General features: G+C 60.8%; 19 protein-coding genes. 9 read left to right on the top strand and 10 right to left on the bottom strand.

Annotated features, from left to right (window positions below; all coding sequences use genetic code 11):
- Positions 1 to 34: 34 nt before the first annotated feature.
- The 5 genes from KXR72_RS08635 (at position 35) to KXR72_RS08615 (ending at position 4,295) form a co-directional block, all read left to right on the top strand.
- Positions 35 to 670, top strand: coding sequence for a protein-L-isoaspartate(D-aspartate) O-methyltransferase (locus tag KXR72_RS08635; protein ID WP_158190168.1), 636 nt, complete (start codon positions 35 to 37; stop codon positions 668 to 670).
- Positions 671 to 687: 17 nt separating this feature from the next.
- On the top strand, positions 688 to 1,623 hold the full coding sequence (locus KXR72_RS08630; protein WP_437420697.1) for a DUF368 domain-containing protein: 936 nt from the start codon (positions 688 to 690) through the stop codon (positions 1,621 to 1,623).
- A 46-nt stretch (positions 1,624 to 1,669) separates the two neighbouring features.
- Positions 1,670 to 2,494: a peptidoglycan DD-metalloendopeptidase family protein gene (locus KXR72_RS08625; RefSeq protein WP_437421326.1), complete on the top strand. Its 825-nt coding sequence runs from the start codon at positions 1,670 to 1,672 to the stop codon at positions 2,492 to 2,494.
- A 98-nt stretch (positions 2,495 to 2,592) separates the two neighbouring features.
- The gene (gene rpoS, locus KXR72_RS08620; RefSeq protein WP_437420696.1) at positions 2,593 to 3,606 is read left to right on the top strand and encodes an RNA polymerase sigma factor RpoS; all 1,014 of its coding nucleotides are present in this window, start codon (positions 2,593 to 2,595) and stop codon (positions 3,604 to 3,606) included.
- Positions 3,607 to 4,151: 545 nt separating this feature from the next.
- Positions 4,152 to 4,295, top strand: coding sequence for a hypothetical protein (locus KXR72_RS08615; RefSeq protein WP_437420695.1), 144 nt, complete (start codon positions 4,152 to 4,154; stop codon positions 4,293 to 4,295).
- A gap of 3 nt (positions 4,296 to 4,298) precedes the next feature.
- Here KXR72_RS08615 and KXR72_RS08610 read toward each other — a convergent pair whose 3' ends face one another.
- A complete protein-coding gene (locus tag KXR72_RS08610) occupies positions 4,299 to 4,727 on the bottom strand; it encodes an NUDIX hydrolase (RefSeq protein ID WP_437420694.1) in 429 nt (142 codons plus the stop codon).
- Positions 4,724 to 5,146 carry a GNAT family N-acetyltransferase gene (locus KXR72_RS08605; protein ID WP_437420693.1) on the bottom strand — a complete coding sequence of 141 codons (423 nt, stop codon included), beginning with the start codon at positions 5,144 to 5,146 and terminating at the stop codon, positions 4,724 to 4,726. The genes KXR72_RS08610 and KXR72_RS08605 overlap by 4 nt, the downstream gene beginning before the upstream one ends.
- A 160-nt stretch (positions 5,147 to 5,306) precedes the next feature.
- Here KXR72_RS08605 and KXR72_RS08600 point away from each other — a divergent pair, with 160 nt between their 5' ends.
- Together KXR72_RS08600 and KXR72_RS08595 are read left to right on the top strand one after the other, a co-directional pair.
- Positions 5,307 to 7,247: a sodium:solute symporter family protein gene (locus KXR72_RS08600; RefSeq protein ID WP_437420692.1), complete on the top strand. Its 1,941-nt coding sequence runs from the start codon at positions 5,307 to 5,309 to the stop codon at positions 7,245 to 7,247.
- A gap of 283 nt (positions 7,248 to 7,530) precedes the next feature.
- Positions 7,531 to 8,046, top strand: a complete 516-nt coding sequence (locus tag KXR72_RS08595) for a hypothetical protein (protein ID WP_437420691.1) — start codon at positions 7,531 to 7,533, stop codon at positions 8,044 to 8,046.
- A gap of 63 nt (positions 8,047 to 8,109) precedes the next feature.
- Here KXR72_RS08595 and KXR72_RS08590 read toward each other — a convergent pair whose 3' ends face one another.
- The 3 genes from KXR72_RS08590 to KXR72_RS08580 are packed head-to-tail and all read right to left on the bottom strand — an operon-like array spanning position 8,110 to position 9,969.
- Positions 8,110 to 8,901 carry an SIR2 family protein gene (locus KXR72_RS08590; RefSeq protein WP_437420690.1) on the bottom strand — a complete coding sequence of 264 codons (792 nt, stop codon included), beginning with the start codon at positions 8,899 to 8,901 and terminating at the stop codon, positions 8,110 to 8,112.
- Positions 8,902 to 8,911: 10 nt separating this feature from the next.
- Positions 8,912 to 9,460: a non-canonical purine NTP pyrophosphatase gene (locus KXR72_RS08585; protein WP_437420689.1), complete on the bottom strand. Its 549-nt coding sequence runs from the start codon at positions 9,458 to 9,460 to the stop codon at positions 8,912 to 8,914.
- Between the two features lie 53 nt (positions 9,461 to 9,513).
- Entirely contained in the window at positions 9,514 to 9,969 is a 456-nt protein-coding gene (locus KXR72_RS08580; RefSeq protein ID WP_437420688.1) for a group II truncated hemoglobin, read from the bottom strand.
- A 126-nt stretch (positions 9,970 to 10,095) separates the two neighbouring features.
- Here KXR72_RS08580 and KXR72_RS08575 point away from each other — a divergent pair, with 126 nt between their 5' ends.
- Positions 10,096 to 10,527: a universal stress protein gene (locus KXR72_RS08575; RefSeq protein ID WP_437420687.1), complete on the top strand. Its 432-nt coding sequence runs from the start codon at positions 10,096 to 10,098 to the stop codon at positions 10,525 to 10,527.
- A 21-nt stretch (positions 10,528 to 10,548) separates the two neighbouring features.
- On the opposite strand, the gene KXR72_RS08570 is transcribed toward KXR72_RS08575, so the two are convergent.
- Complete coding sequence (locus KXR72_RS08570; RefSeq protein ID WP_437420686.1) at positions 10,549 to 10,896, bottom strand: YajD family HNH nuclease; 348 nt, start codon at positions 10,894 to 10,896, stop codon at positions 10,549 to 10,551.
- 50 nt (positions 10,897 to 10,946) lie between these two features.
- The gene (locus KXR72_RS08565; RefSeq protein ID WP_437420685.1) at positions 10,947 to 11,651 is read right to left on the bottom strand and encodes a YebC/PmpR family DNA-binding transcriptional regulator; all 705 of its coding nucleotides are present in this window, start codon (positions 11,649 to 11,651) and stop codon (positions 10,947 to 10,949) included.
- A 212-nt stretch (positions 11,652 to 11,863) separates the two neighbouring features.
- Here KXR72_RS08565 and KXR72_RS08560 point away from each other — a divergent pair, with 212 nt between their 5' ends.
- Positions 11,864 to 12,760, top strand: a complete 897-nt coding sequence (locus KXR72_RS08560) for an EamA family transporter (protein ID WP_437420684.1) — start codon at positions 11,864 to 11,866, stop codon at positions 12,758 to 12,760.
- Positions 12,761 to 12,871: 111 nt separating this feature from the next.
- Here the strand turns inward: KXR72_RS08560 and KXR72_RS08555 are convergent, their stop codons facing one another.
- From KXR72_RS08555 to KXR72_RS08545, 3 genes are all read right to left on the bottom strand, one after another.
- Entirely contained in the window at positions 12,872 to 14,794 is a 1,923-nt protein-coding gene (locus tag KXR72_RS08555; RefSeq protein WP_437420683.1) for a methyl-accepting chemotaxis protein, read from the bottom strand.
- A gap of 149 nt (positions 14,795 to 14,943) precedes the next feature.
- On the bottom strand, positions 14,944 to 15,642 hold the full coding sequence (locus KXR72_RS08550; protein WP_437420682.1) for an MOSC domain-containing protein: 699 nt from the start codon (positions 15,640 to 15,642) through the stop codon (positions 14,944 to 14,946).
- Positions 15,639 to 15,827: a hypothetical protein gene (locus tag KXR72_RS08545; RefSeq protein ID WP_437420681.1), complete on the bottom strand. Its 189-nt coding sequence runs from the start codon at positions 15,825 to 15,827 to the stop codon at positions 15,639 to 15,641. The genes KXR72_RS08550 and KXR72_RS08545 overlap by 4 nt, the downstream gene beginning before the upstream one ends.
- Positions 15,828 to 15,870: the final 43 nt, after the last annotated feature.

Raw genomic sequence — 15,870 nt, 5'->3', positions numbered from 1 at the left:
CGGACCTGAAGATCTCTTGCGGCACGGCACGGGCATGACCTCGCAGCGTACGCGCGACCGGCTGATCCAGCGGCTCTATGAAGAGGGCCTGTCCGACCCGCGCGTGCTCGAGGTCATTCGACGTACGCCACGCCATCTGTTCGTCGACGAAGCCCTGGCGCACCGCGCCTACGAGGACACGGCGCTTCCGATCGGGCATAACCAGACCATTTCCCAGCCCTTCATGGTGGCGCGCATGAGCGAGCTGTTGCTCGCCGATGGCCCGCTCGACAAGGTGCTTGAGATTGGTACCGGGTCCGGTTACCAGACCGCCGTGCTGGCTCAACTGGTGGAACGGGTGTTTTCAGTCGAGCGTATCCAGGCCCTGCAGGACCGAGCAAAAGAGCGGCTGGTCGAACTGAAACTGCGTAATGTGGTCTTTCGCTGGGGTGATGGTTGGGAAGGGTGGCCCGCGTTGGCGCCCTACAACGGCATCATCGTCACTGCGGCCGCGGCCGACGTACCACAGGCGTTGCTCGATCAACTGGCTCCTGGCGGCCGACTGGTGATTCCGGTCGGGGTTGGCGAGGTCCAGCAATTAATGCTGATCATTCGAGAAGAAGACGGATTCTCCCGTCACCTACTGGATACCGTTCGCTTCGTGCCGCTACTCAATGGACCTGTCGTTTGACCTCGGCGGAAGGAAGCATGAAAAACACGTTGTTGTTATATGCCAAGGGTATGGCCATGGGCGCGGCAGATGTCGTCCCGGGCGTTTCCGGGGGAACGGTCGCATTCATTACTGGCATCTATGATGAGCTGCTGCGTTCGATCGGCTCGGTGCCCAATGCCCTCGCGCCATTGCTGCGCGGGCGTGTCGCCGAAGCCTGGCGTGTCGCCAATGGCACTTTCCTGGCCGTGCTTTTCGCAGGGATCATCACCAGCATCCTGACCCTTGCCAAGCTCATCAGCTACTTGCTCGAGCACCATCCCATTCCGGTTTGGTCGTTCTTCTTCGGGCTTATCCTGGTTTCCGTCCATCTGGTCGGCAAAGAGGTTCGCCAGCGTGGGCTCGTGCAAATGATCAGCCTGTTGTTGGGTATTGCCTTCGCTTACTGGATTACTGTCGCCTCGCCAATGCAGTGGGGCACGGGCAGTCTGAGCCTGTTCTTCGCAGGTGCCATCGCGATTTGCGCGATGATTCTGCCGGGCATATCCGGGAGCTTCATTCTGGTTCTGCTTGGCCTCTACCCGGCGGTGCTCGGGGCGGTCAAAGCGCTGGACCTCGGCGTAATGCTGGTCTTTGCCTCCGGTTGTCTCGTCGGGCTGCTGAGCTTCGCCCGGTTGCTCAGCTTCGTGCTGGATCGCTGGCGCGACCTGACCTTGGCTTTCCTGACGGGGCTCATGCTGGGGTCGCTCAACAAGGTATGGCCTTGGAAGGAAACACTGACCTGGCGCATCGATTCTCATGGTGAGCGGGTTGCCGTGCTCGAGCGCAACCTGTCGCCCGCCGGCTTTGGCGACCTGACCGGGCAGGATCCGCAGTTGCTCCTGGCAATCACCTTGGCGATCGCCGGCATTGCGCTGGTGCTGGGCCTCGAGTGGTTTGCCGGGCGTCGCCAGCCTATGGCAGAAAGCGTCTGAACCGATCGTCGATCAAAGGGAGCGGGTATTGAAGTTCGTATCTCGCATGCGCTGTGCAGACAGGCCTGCCATTCGCCTTGCGTTTGTCACGCTGTTGGCCGCTTCGCTACTAGCCGGTTGCGCGAGCCCCCCGTCAGGTGGGGTCAGCGTGGTTGACCGCAACAGTCGCGACCGCGTGACCAGCGGCCAATACCTCGTCAAGCGTGGCGATACCCTGTGGTCGATCGCGTTCCGCTTTGGCTGGGACTGGCGTGACCTCGCGCGGGTCAACAACATCCAGCCTCCACACGTGATCTACCCAGGGCAGACCATCCGATTCAGCGGCCAGGCGCCTCGCACCGCGACCGCTCGTCCGGCTCCTGCGCCGTCGCGGCAACCCCAGGCACCCGCGGCCCCTGTCGCGACTCCGGTGCCCAGTCAGCCACCGCTGATCAAACCCTCCGTTCCCGCCCCCAGCAAGCCAATGGCGAGCACGCCCGTGCAGCCCGTGACGCGGTCGGCGAGCGGCTGGGCGTGGCCCGCGCAAGGCACGTTGATTGGGCGTTTTTCCTCAAACGGCAGTTTGAATAAAGGCATTGATATCGCCGGGGAATTAGGACAGCCTGTTTTAGCTGCTTCTGATGGGGCTGTTGTGTACGCCGGCAGTGGTTTACGGGGCTACGGCGAACTTGTGATCATCAAGCACAGCGATACCTATGTCAGTGCCTACGGTCACAACCGCAGGCTGCTGGTTCAGGAGGGTCAACAAGTCAAGGCTGGGCAGACCATTGCCGAGATGGGATCGACCGGGACCGACCGGGTGAAGCTGCATTTCGAGATTCGCCGCCAGGGCAAACCGGTAGACCCGTTGCAATACCTTCCTAAGCGTTGATTTGATACGTCCTGTTCCGGCCCTAGGAGGGGCTTGAGCGATACCAAGGATCGGGTGCCGCCCAAGCCTGTTGTCGAACTCAGAACAGGAAAACAATAATGGCTCTCAAACAAGAAGTGCCGGAGTTTGACGTAGACGATGCCGTTCTACTCATGGAACCGTCCGCAGAAACAGATCCGGTTACCGAGATCTCCCGCGTCGGTTCGGTTGGCACCAAGTCAAAGACCGCAACGTCCAAGGCCGCAACGGTCAAGCAACACAAGTTCATCGACTACACTCGCGCGCTCGACGCCACCCAGCTCTACCTGAACGAAATTGGATTTTCCCCACTGCTGACGCCCGAGCAAGAGGTGCATTTTGCACGCCTTGCGCAGAAGGGTGACCCAGCGGGCCGCAAGCGGATGATCGAAAGCAACCTGCGCCTGGTTGTGAAGATCGCGCGGCGCTACGTTAATCGAGGGCTCTCCCTGCTGGATTTGGTGGAAGAGGGCAATCTTGGACTCATCCGCGCCGTCGAAAAATTCGACCCTGAGCGAGGCTTCCGCTTCTCTACCTACGCGACCTGGTGGATCCGGCAGACTATCGAGCGGGCGATCATGAATCAGACCCGCACCATCCGGCTGCCGATTCATGTGGTCAAGGAACTCAACGTCTACCTGCGCGCCGCGCGGGAGCTGACGCAGAAGCTTGACCACGAACCGAGTCCCGAAGAGATTGCCAACCTGCTTGAGAAGCCCGTTGCGGAGGTCAAGCGCATGCTGGGCCTCAATGAGCGGGTAACCTCGGTCGATGTGTCGCTCGGCCCGGACACTGACAAGACTCTGCTCGATACCCTCACGGATGATCGACCTTCCGACCCCTGCGAACTGCTGCTCGATGACGATCTGTCAGAGAGCATTGACCAATGGCTGTCTGACCTTACCGAGAAGCAGCGCGAAGTCGTCATCCGCCGCTTCGGTCTGCGCGGCCATGAAAGCTGCACGCTCGAGGAAGTAGGGCAGGAGATCGGTCTGACCCGAGAGCGGGTGCGGCAAATTCAGGTCGAAGCGCTCAAGCGTCTACGGGAGATCCTCGAGCGTAACGGCTTGTCCAGCGAGTCGTTGTTCCGCTGAGGTCGATCGAGCCCTCACCGTCCGCCTGCAGCGTTAAACCTGCCCCTTCGCAAGGCCGCCCTATCGGGCGGCCTTGCGATATTGATTAAGCCGAGCGAACACGGCTTCTGATTCAACGAGTCCGCTTGTAAGCCTTTACTTACAGATGCTGTAAGCAAAGCCTGTGATGCATCGCGCGAAGACGCCGTGAAGCATTTTTTTACATTTCCAAGTTATTGATTTAAAAGACAATTTTAAATTTTTAGAATAATGGCATCCGTGCCATCAGGCATTTTCGTCAGTTGCCGTTGTCGAGGGATGCCTTAATATTGCGCCTGTGCTCAGGGACAAGCACAGCCGGCAAGGAAGTCGGTAGGAACCTCCGCAGGACGCGGATTCATCAGGACGATGAGCAGGAAATAAAAGGAAGCATGGAAGGAGGCGGGCGGGGGTTTAAACCCCCGCCCCTTTTTTTGCGTGTCGCTTTTTACCCGGCGCTCAACTGCCTTTGAACGACTCGTCTTCAAACTAGCCTAAGCACTCGGAACCCTCATCTGGAGTGCACCATGACCGCCACCGACCCGAACGAGCTCGACAAGCCTGAAGATCAGGATGATCGCCCTGGACGATCGCGGGAAGAGGCCGACGAAGAGCAACTCGACGAAGCGTTGGAAGAAACGTTTCCAGCAAGCGATCCCATCTCGCCCTGACGATCAGAATGCTGTGACAGCGAGCCGTTTTCTCAGCACCGGCAATATACGGTCGCGCAAGAGGGGAGCAAGCGGTCCGTATGGTGGTGCGAGCGGATCGATCCACTGTAACGCCTCGATTTCCGCCTGAGCGCGGATCTGGCCTTCTCGGATCGCCCGAGTCAGAGGTACCACGAACACATCGGCTCTGACCCAGTGGTCGGGCTCGTTCGCCGCGCGTGCCTCGAACAGCCCTAGAAGCTCAAGGTGCTCGCCCTCAAGCATCAACCCAAGCTCCTCGGCAACTTCTCGCAGGACCGTCGCGTGTGGCGTTTCACCCGGCTCGGCCTTGCCGCCCGGCAGCATGAAATGCAGCGTGCCGCGCTTGCGCACCGTCAGCAGTCGGCCGGTTTCATCGACCAGGCAAGCCGTTGCGATGGTCAGGATCTTCATAGACATCGGTGATTACCTTCAATACTCAGCGCAACCAGCGGTTTGTGCTGGCTGTAGCGCTCGAATTTCATCGATAGGGTAGGGGGCAACGACGTGACCTGACCAAAGCCCAGCTGACCGTAAAAGTTGGTCAATGTGGGATGGCAGAACAACCACGTTGGGCCCGAACGGCTGGCCAGCGCGGCGGTGACGACACGCCTCGCCAGTCCCTGATGGCGCTGGGCCGGGTCGACGAGCAGGCCCGTCAGCCACCAGCCATGCGCGGTTGCAGTCAGGCATAGCCCCGCGACTATCGGCGTGCCTAATGCCCAACATTCTGCACCTGCCGGCACGCGCATCCGGCTGTTATGCAACCGGTAGAACTTGTACAGAAGGGGCCGGCAATCGGCGGCCAGCAGGCGAGGTTCTGGAGGGAGCATGGCTGGGCGATCAGGTTTGTTTTTGGCCGCTTGATTCTGTCATGGCGAGGCCTGGGTTGGGGTGTTCGAAGCAATCCCGCTCCGTTCATCAGGACGCTGAATTTTTCACCCGCGCTCAGGTTCTCAAACAGAACAGCCCTCCAACAAAGGACATAACAAGATGTTGGATTTAGCGATTGTGGTGGCGTTCATTCTCTACGGCCTTGGCTCGGGGCTTCGTGCGCGTGGCAAGGCATCCCAAAGCCTCGATGAATATTTTCTCGCGGGTAAGACGATCAAGGGCTGGCGAGCGGGATTCTCCATGGGCGCCACGCAGTTCGCGGCGGACACGCCGTTGCTGGTGACCGGGCTGGTTGCCACGGCCGGGATTTTCGCGCTCTGGCGCCTGTGGATCTACGGCCTTGCGTTCCTGCTGATGGCCTTCGTCTTTGCCGTCGGTTGGCGCCGAGCCGGCGTACTGACGGATGCCGAGTTAACCCGCGTGCGCTATAGCGGTAAGGGCGTGACACCGTTGCGCCTACTCAAGGCCATTTACTACGGCACGGTGATCAACTGCGTCGTCCTTGCCATGGTGTTGGTCGCGGCGATTCGCATCGCCGAGGTATTCCTGCCCTGGCATTTATGGCTACCAGCGGGACTCTATGAGCCGGTGGTCAGCTTCGTAGGAAGCATCGGATTGCAGCTAGGTGACAGCATTACGGGGCTGGAGCCCGAGGTGCTAACGGCGAACAACCTGATCTCGATCCTGCTTATCCTGCTATTCACCGCGATGTATTCGATTACCGGCGGCTTGCGTGCCGTGGTCCAGACCGACGTGGTGCAGTTCAGTCTGGCGATGGTCGGTACCGCGCTCTACGCCTGGTTCGTGATCGACGCCGCGGGCGGGCTCGGTGGCCTGACCGACCGCATCGTTGAGCTCTACGGTAGCGACATGGCCAGCAAGATGCTGTCGTTCTCGCCGCCGGCCAATGCGGGTGAAGCGCTGATGCCCTTTCTGGTCATCGTCGGGCTGCAATGGTTCTTCCAGATGAATTCCGACGGCACGGGTTATCTGGCACAGCGCAGCATGGCCTGCCCGACGGACCGTGACGCGCGCATCGCCGGGCTGGTCTTTTCCTGGTTGCAGATCTTCCTCCGCAGCTTGTTCTGGCTGGCCATTGCCGTCGGGCTGCTGGTGCTCTTTCCATTCACGCCGGGCGAGGCGTCCGGCGATGGGTTCACCGCGGCGCGCGAGGCCCTGTTCGTGCAAGGGATCGAGGAGCTGCTGCCGCCAGGCGTCCGTGGCCTGATGTTGGTCGGGCTACTGGCGGCGCTGGCTTCGACCGTCGATACCCATCTGAACTGGGGGGCGTCTTACTGGAGTAATGACGTGTACGGCGGCGTGATCGCTCCACACGTGCTCAAGCGCAAACCGCGTGACCGCGAGTTGGTCGTCGTAGCCCGGCTGTCGAATGTGCTGATCCTGGTCATCGCCATGATCATCATGGCCAACCTGGGTTCGATTCAGACAGCGTGGTTCATTTCGCTCCTGTTCGGCGCGGGCATGGGGTCTGTGCTGGTGCTGCGTTGGTTGTGGGAGCGCATCAATCTTTACTCGGAGCTGACGGCAATGGCCGTGTCCCTGATCACCGCGCCGTTGCTGCTGTATTACCTCGGAACCGATCCCGAGCAGGAGTGGATCCGCCTCGGCATCATGGCGTTGACCACCACAACGGCCGCGATTCTGGTGACGTTCATTACGCCGGCCACAGATGACGCCACGCTCAAGCGCTTCTACCGTCGTGTGCGCCCGTTCGGGTTCTGGGGTCATGCCGCCATGCTCAACGGTGTTGGGCCGAGTGCGTCGGTCAAGGCACTCGGCTCACGGTTGTTCGCCGTGGCGGTGACGGCAATCTCCTTGTTCTCGCTGCTGGTTGGTGTGGGGCGCCTGATGTTTCCGGCGCCAGACACCAGCCCCGTGCTCAGCTGGGTATGTATTGGAGTGGGGCTGGTGCTGATCCCCGTATGGTTGCGAATGGCAATGGGTCGTGAATTCGATTCCGATCCTGGCGACGAAATGCTGGAGGAGAGTACGAGCGTTCATTCGCGGCAAACTACCTGAATCTTTTCTAGCCTGATTTGGCCCCGGACGATTACATCGTTCGGGTTTTTTTTTGTTGGGTCTTCTGTGAATACCCGTTGCGTTTCGTTTTGCTTGTTATTGTGGTGAGGCAATTAGGTGTATATACAAGCGAGGCGGATAGAAAATAAAAGTGCTTATATTTCGAGCGGTTGCAGTCGATTCTTAATTTAAAGTGAACGGTGGTGATTGGCTTGGGTCACTTAATTGCGCGTCGCGAGAGCGATATTGCGTGTCCAGCCAATGCAGAACAAGAGGTGTTGTCATGAATCGGCTATTCAAAACGTCCATCCTGGTTGCAGCCATGGTTCCCGCCGTTGCACTTGCCGCTCCGCAGGCCGGTGATCGAGAAGTTACGCTCAGCGGCGCGGGAAGCAGTGACAAGAGTTTCGATGATACGGTCTTCTCTGTTCAGGGGAGTTGGGGTCAATACTTGGACGAGTCCTCGATGTGGGGTATTCGTCAGACAGTCAATGCACGCGATTCGGAAGGTGAGAGCGTCCAATTCGACGGCTCGACCCGCGTGTTTTATGACTACCACTTTGGCAGCGGGAAGACTCGTCCATTCGTGGGTGTGAGCCTCGGCGGGCTCTATGGTGAAGAGGTCGACGAGACCTTCATGGGTGGGCCTGAAGTCGGGTTGAAGTATTGGGTGCAGGACAAGACATTCATTACCGCGATGGCTGAATATCAGTTCCTGTTCAAGAGTGGAAGCGATGCGCGTGATCGCTACGATGACGGCGCGTTCTTCTACAGTGTCGGTCTGGGTTACAACTTCTGATCGCGTGTGAAGTGCGGTGTCTTGTGACGCCGCACTTGCGTTTCGCTTGTTAAGCGGTGGCGCTTAACCCTCAACGAGCAACTTCAAAAAGTTGCGGAGTGCAAATCCAGGTTCGTCGTCCTCCGATGTAATCATGCGGATTCCCCATTGGCTGAGTATCTCCTCCTGCACCGGATTCGGCTTATGGGAGAACACATAGGATATTGGGCGGACGCCAAGCGTTTCATGTTCGTTCCACATCTTCGATAGTTTGTAGAACAAGAGCCGGATATTGGTATCCGACAAGCTATAGCCGATGAAGAGCACCGCCTTGCTCAGCGTGTCCGCCCTCAGTTTTATATCCAGCGGTGTTTCGAACTGCAGACGTTCGTAGTAGCTGGTTTCGTCCAGTACGATGGAATCGTCATCATCGAAGTCGCCATGAAACTTCACGATCTGCCGCACCCCGTCGCGCGCTTTCACCAGGTCGCTGGCGTTGGCGATCTTGATGTAACCGACGCCGTGGGCATCGTGGGCGTTTTCAAGCCAGCGGTCATAGTTGGTCGTGTAGATCGCCGGGAAGCGGCCCTGGACGATCAGGCGGTGAATTTCCGAGTCACGAATCTCGATGTTGCGGTGCCATTCGCGGTCCATCCAGCTACGCAGCGGGCCAATGTTGCCTTTCTTGATGCGGTAGTACTCGGCGAGCGAAAGGAAATTGCCGTAGGTGTCGAATACATCAGGGTCGTAGTCGAGTTGCTGGGCGATCTCGTCGATCAGGTCGCGCCAGGGGGGCAGGCCAATATTGGCCGACACCCCGGAGCCGACGAATAGAATCAGACGGTTCTGCTGATAGGCCTCGACTAGCTGTTGCATCAAAATTCCTCTAATGCCCACGCAGGTGCCTGGCCAGCGCTTCTAACGCGCGTTTGCGCATGGACAGGTCGTTATGGCCGGTGCCCAACTCGGCGAAGGTACGGTCGTATCCGTCCGGGATAAACACGTTGTCCCATTCGAAACCGGTGTCGCTGGACGGCTGCGGTGCGATTCGCCCCGCAACCTCGCCTCGGAAGAAGTGCCGCTTGCGGCCGTCGCAATAGCCGATGAGCGTGCGTGCGACGGCAGAGGCATCTTCCAGATTGCCGATCAGCTCGGAGAAGCGCACCGCGTGAAGGCGGTTCCAGAAGGTTTGCGTGAGGCCGCCAGGGAAGCCGTTGAGGCTGTTGATGAATAACCCGGAGTGTTCGACGAACACTGGTTTGCCAATCAGCTTGAACGCAGTAAGTAATTTGTCGCTGACCAGCTGCTGCAAGTCTTCGGTCTGGGTTTCAAGCACCCGAACCGGGTAGTCGATGATCTCGATGCCGCTCTGCCCCAGGAAATCCCGGGCTTCCTGGATTTTCCGTGGGTTGACAGAGGCAAAGCGGATTTTCATCGGGACCCCTCGGTAGCATGCCGGGCAAATGCCCTTCCAAGAGGTATGACGCGTCAGGGCTGCGAGGGTTCTTGCAGCGTGGCGAGCGGGCAGCTTGGGCGACCCGCCTGAACGATGCGTTCAGCGGGTACGCGCATTTGGGCGAGCAGGTACTCGGCGAACGCCGGTGAATAGTCCTGAAGGGCGATCGCTTCGGCCATACAGGCGAGCCATGCCTGGCGCTCGGTTTCGCCGATCGGCCAGCGGGTATGAAAGCGCGGAATGTTGATGCTGCCGTAGCGCTCGGCATAACGTCGGGGGCCACCTAGCCAACCGCATAGAAACGCCGTGAGACGCGCACGCGGCTCTTCGAGGTCTGCTGGGTAGAGCCGGCGAGCGTGCTGCCCGAGGCTCGACTGGTCCATGATCCGGTAGAAATCGTCGACCAGGCGTTGCAACCCGGCTTCGCCGCCGGCGGCCTGGAAGGACGTATCGGCGAAGCCGAACGGAGGGGTTTGGGAGATGCTCATGCTGTGCTCTCGAGAAATGCTGAAGGTGTAGCGGACGTTGCGCTGGTTCAACGGAAGTGCATGCATCCCGCCAACCCTGAAGGGCGCTTGCTATCCTCAATGCAGACACCCGACAGGAGAACGACCATGCGTAACATACTGTTGGCCTACGACGGTTCGGACAACGCTAAGCGGGCGCTGCAATACATCATCGATTTCGCCCGGGATGCGCCCAAGCCGCTCCAGGTTCAGCTCTTCAATGCGCAGCCAGAGCCTGTCATTTATGGCGAATATGTCACCAGCGCCATGGTTGAGGAGCTCAACGCCAGCCTGTTGAAGAAATCGCGGGAGTTACTAGACGAGGCCGGCATGCAGCTCGCTGCAGCGGGCATCGCCCACCAGACCCATACCGCCATAGGCCATGTGGCCGAAGAGGTCAACGAGGCCGTCAAGCGCCTCGGTTGTGACACGGTGGTGATGGGCACGCGTGGCCTGGGCAGTTTTGCCGGCATGCTGCTGGGATCGGTCGCCAACCGCGTCATTCATGAAGTCTCGGTGCCGGTGCTGCTGGTCAAGTGACGCTCCAGGCAGGCCGGGTGATCAGTCCGGCTTGCCCTTCTTGAGCAGGTCGCCGAGATTGGCGAAGGCTTTGAATGTTTCCTTCGGGCCCAGGTCGCTACCCGGCCTGGCCTCGGCCTGGTACTGGTTGTCGGTATAACGCGAGTGCTCGTTGTCGTGGCAGTAGAGGCAGAGCAACTCCCAGTTCGACCCATCCTCGGGGTTGTTATCGTGGTTGTGGTCCTTGTGATGGACCGTCAGTTCGCTGAGGCGCTTGCCCGAAAACTCACGGGCGCAACGCCCACAAACCCACGGATACATTTTCAGCGCTTTCTCGCGGTAGCCCTGTTCTCGCTGGGCATAGGGCGTATTGGGTTTGCTCGTGCTCATCGGTCGGCCTGCTCGTGGATCGCTGTTTGCGCAGTTTGGTACGGCTAGGGTCAGCCAGCCAGCCCGACGTACACGTTCTGCACATCGTCATGGGCGTCGATCGCAGCGAGAAAGGCTTCGACTTCCTCAAGCTGTGCCTCGGTCAGCGTGCTGACGGGGTTCTTTGGCCGGTAACCGAGATGGGCCGACTGCACAACGAAACCCTGATCGGGCAGTGCACGGCAGACCACGTCCATGTCGGTGGGGTCGCTGATGAACAGTGTCGCGCCTTCATCGGCGGCTTCGAAATCCTGCGCGCCGGCCTCGATGGCGGCCAGTTCAGGGTCCGCGTCGGCAGTGGCCGGCGCCGCTTCGATGAGCCCGCAATGATCGAAATCCCAGGCAACCGAGCCGGACGCGCCGAGTTGGCCCTTACGGAATAGAACGCGGATCTCAGCCACGGTACGGTTAACGTTGTCCGTCAGGCACTCGACGATCACCGGGACCTGATGCGGGGCGAAGCCCTCGTAGGTAGTACGTTCGTAGTTGACGCTCTCACCCAGCAATCCGGCACCTTTCTTGATAGCGCGCTCCAGCGTTTCACGCGGCATCGAGGCCTTCTTGGCCTGCTCGACCACCAGGCGCAGGCGGGGGTTCATGTCAGGATCGGCACCGCTGCGGGCGGCGATCATGATTTCCTTCGACAGCTTGCCAAAGGTGCGCCCCTTGGCATTGGCTGCCGCTTCTTTGTGTTTCGCTTTCCACTGTGCGCCCATGCGTGTTCCCGTTTCGCTGCTATGAGGAGAAGGCCGTTCTGCGACGGCGGATTCTATCTGGTGCGACGGCAACAGGCACGGCCCGCGAGACGGGACCATAGCCGCTGCGACAGTCGGCTGCGCGACTGTATGGCCGAATTGCCCGACGGCTGTACGTGTTCGGCAGCAGGTCACAGGTTTCTAATGGCGTGCCCAGCCCTGGAGAACTGCTGATGTCGCCCAAGGACTTGCTGCTGGCCCTGGTCGTGATTCTGGTCTGGGGCATGAACTTCGTCGTGATCAAGGTTGGCCTGGATAACATTCCGCCCATGCTGCTCGGCTCGCTGCGCTTCATGCTTGCGGCCTTTCCCGCCATCCTTTTCATCAAGCGGCCACAGATGCCGCTGCGCTGGTTGCTGGCCTACGGCGCGACCATCTCGCTCGGGCAATTCGCCTTCCTGTTCTCAGCCATGAAGGTCGGCATGCCGGCTGGGCTGGCGTCGCTGGTGCTGCAATCGCAAGCCTTTTTCACACTGTTCTTCGCCGTTCTCTTTCTCGGCGAGCGGTTGCGCATGGCCAACCTGGTAGGGCTGGTAATCGCCGCTTCCGGACTGGTGCTGATCGGCGCGCAGGGCGAGCTGGGCATGACACTGGCAGGCTTTCTGCTCACGATCTGTGCGGCGTCCATGTGGGCGCTGGGAAACATCGTCACGCGCAGAGTGGGCAAGGTGAACCTGGTCGGCCTGGTGGTATGGGGCAGCCTGATCCCGCCGCTACCGTTCCTTGGGCTGTCTTTTTGGCTGGAGGGGCCACAGGTAATCGAGGCGGCGCTGCGCGGTTTCAGCCTGGATTCGCTTCTGGTCCTGGTCTATCTGGCGTTTGGCGCGACCATCTTGGGCTATGGCCTGTGGAGCCGATTGCTGTCGCGCTATCCGGCCAATACGGTGGCACCTTTCTCGTTGCTGGTCCCTGTGGTCGGCCTGACCTCCGCCGCGCTGCTGCTGGACGAGCATCTCGGGCCTTTGCAGGCAGTCGGCGCGCTGCTGGTCATGCTCGGGTTGCTGGTCAACGTTGGCGGTGGCTGGCTGGTTGGTCGCCTGCGTACAGCGTTCGGCGGGGCGTCGGTCTGACAGCGCAACACCCGCACCGAGGCTCAGGTGGAGCATTGCTGCTGTACACCTTCAGCAGGGCGCGTGACGGCTAAAACAGCGGCGCAGCGCCCCGCGCAATGGCCCTCGCGGTCAGACCCGGAAGCGGCCGATCATCGCTTGCAGCTCGCCACCCAGCCGTGCCAGTTCCGCCGTCGACGCCGCGGTTTCACGCGCTGCTTCGGCGGAATGGTCGGCGACATCGCGTACGCTCAGGACGCTGCGGTTGATTTCCTCGGCCACCGAGCTCTGCTGCTCGGCGGCGGTAGGGATCTGCTGATTCATCGCCTGAATGACAGAAACCGTCTCGCTGATCGCTTGCAATTCCTGGCCGACATCGCGTGCCAGCGCCACAGTCTCGACAGCCAGGCCGCTGCTGCTGTCCATCATTCCAGATGCGGTACGGGCGCCTTGTTGCAGTGTGCCGATCAAGGCTTCGATCTGTGCCGTCGATTGTTGTGTGCGCTGGGCCAGCCCGCGTACCTCATCGGCTACCACGGCGAAACCGCGTCCCGCGTCGCCGGCGCGTGCGGCTTCGATAGCGGCATTCAGGGCCAGCAGGTTGGTCTGCTCGGCGATCCCGTTGATCACGGTCAGCACCGTGCTGATATTGTCGGTCTCCTGGTTCAGCTGGCTCATGGCCTGAGCCGACAGCGTGACCTCGTTGGACAACCGATCGATTTGCGCCAGGGCGCGCTGGACCACGGTGTTGCCTTTAGCCGCCTGGGTGTCGGCGCGCTGCGCCGCGATCGAGGCTTCTTCCGCGCTGCGTGCTACTTCCTGCACAGTCGCGGTCATCTGATGCATGGCGGTAGCGACCTGATCGGTTTCCTGGCGCTGGCTGTTGACCCCGGCACTGGTCTGTTCGGTCACCGCCGACAACTCCTCGGATGCCGTAGCCAGCTGGGTGGTGATCGCGCCGATGCGCCCAATCAGCGTTCGCAGGTTGCCGCGGGTCTTGCCTAGCGCCTGCAGTAACTGGCCGAACTCATCGCGGCGTTCGTTCACGTCCTGGCCGGTCATGTCACCGGCGCCGATGCGCTCGGCCATCTGCACCGCCTGGTTCAGCGGCTGGGCGATCTGCCGGACGATCAGCACGCTGACCAGCACGCCGAGGAGGATAGCGAGCAGGGTTACCCCCATGACTTGCAGCTTCTTGCTGTGCGCTTCCTCGCTGCGTTTCTCGGTCTGGCTGGCGATGATTCCCTGGGCCTGCTCATAGAGCGTGGCGAAGATGGCCTCCATTTCCTGGCGTGCCTGTTGCTGCTCGGCTACCAGCGGCGGCAGCTTCTTGACCAGCTCGACGTACTCGGTGGCGCTGGCCTTTAGAATCTTCAAGCTCGCGGCTTGCGGCCCGATGAGCTGTTCTTCCAGCGGTGCGATGGCCGCGTTGAGCGCGTCGAACTGGGCATTCAACGCCTGCAGCGCCGGCTCGGATTCCTCCATCAAGTAGCCGCGCACGGTGAAGCGCAACAGGCGGTTCTGCTTGGACAGGGCGGTGGTGAGCAGGGCGATATCGGCGATGTCTCCGGTAGGATGCAGCACCGGATTGCCGGGTACGCCGTGCCAACGGCGCTCCAGGTCGGCGATCAGCTTGTCGGTGGTGTTGCCGGCGTCGACCCAGTTGGCTCGGGTTTGTAACTTGAGTTCACGCAGCGCAGCGAGCCTGTCGAAGGCGCTCTGGTAGCGGCGGGCCTGTTCGGCAATGGACTGCAAGTACTGGCGGTTCTGGGCCTCAACGAAGCCGTCCTGCTTGCGGTCGACAGTGGTGACGATGTCCTTGACCGCGTCGGCGACCTGGCTGACGTAGCGAGCGTCGCCGCGCTCTTCGAAGCGCACCTGGGCGTAGCGGATCTGGTTGGCGTTGTTGAGCAAACGCTGTGCGGTTTCCGCCTTGTTGCTGCGTGACACCAGCGCATCCATGCTGAACACGCCAATGGCGGCTACCAAGACGGTCAGGAGCAGCACGGCTGTGAAGCCGAGTGCCAGCTTGTAGCTGACCTTGAGATTTTTCATTGTTGTTCCTCAAGCGGACAGGAAAGTGGAGTTGTAGTACCACATCGGCTGATTGGTCCGTAAATTGAGTATGTTGTCTGATGACATACCTGCGGTGTCGTGCACATTTGCGGCAGCTCGAACACCAACTGGGTGCCGCCGCGGCCAATCTAGAACAGGTTGCCCTGATCGTGGTGACGCCGTTTCGCGTCCAGACGTGCGCGCAGTCGTGTGCGGTATTCGGTCGCCAGGGCCGGCAGCGCCTGAAGCCAGTCCAGCGCATCGTGTGCGGCCGACTCGTCGAGGTAGATTCGCCAGACGCGTCTTACTGTGGCGTCCGGCCAGGGGCGGTCGATCAGCTGCAAGGTCGCACCGGGAGCGACCCAACCGGGTTCAAGCGTACGGTATAGCCACCCGGTTCGGCCGCTGTGTGCTAGCTGCCGCGCCAGCCCACGAGCAGCATGGCGCCGGTCCAGGTTGGCGCAGGGTGAGCGCGGCTGGCTGAGCTCGATGACCGCATCGCCCAGCCGGTAGCGGTCGCCGATGCACACCTGCTCCTCGCTCAGACCGAACGTCGCGAGATTCTCGCCGAAAGCACCGGGTGCCAGCCGCTGTAGGCCTGGGTAGATACGTTGCCAATGACGATAGTGCTCGGCGGGGTAGTGGCACAGGCTGCGATCGGGTCCGCCATGGAAGCGGCGGTCCGCGACCCGGTCGCCATGCAGGCCCTCTCGGTCGAGCCAGACCGTCTCATCGGCCCGCTGCTTGTCCATCGCCGACGGCTTGCCGGTGACGGGCAGTGCCAGGAGTGCGTCGCGCCTAAAGGGGCCGTCGATCGGCCAGCTGAGGTCCGGTGTAGTCTGGCTCATGGAGCGTCCAGGTCCGCCAGCGCGCGGCGCACCATGGCAGCGTATTCGGGCGGGCTTAGCTGATACAGCTCAGTTGCGACCCAAGCCAGCCAGTGCGGGCCGAGCGCCTTCTTGCGCTCGAGCAGGCGTCGGGCTTCGTCTGTCGCACGGGCAGCGTGCTGTTGGTGGAAATCCTGGCGGCTCATCGAGGCTTTATCCGATAGCGGGGTAGCGATTCTAAACGAGTCG

The organism is Stutzerimonas chloritidismutans (assembly GCF_051486945.1).
Classification (GTDB): domain Bacteria; phylum Pseudomonadota; class Gammaproteobacteria; order Pseudomonadales; family Pseudomonadaceae; genus Stutzerimonas; species Stutzerimonas chloritidismutans_B.
The sequence above is the reverse complement of the archived record's forward strand: the minus strand, read 5'-3'. Positions and strand labels throughout refer to the sequence as shown.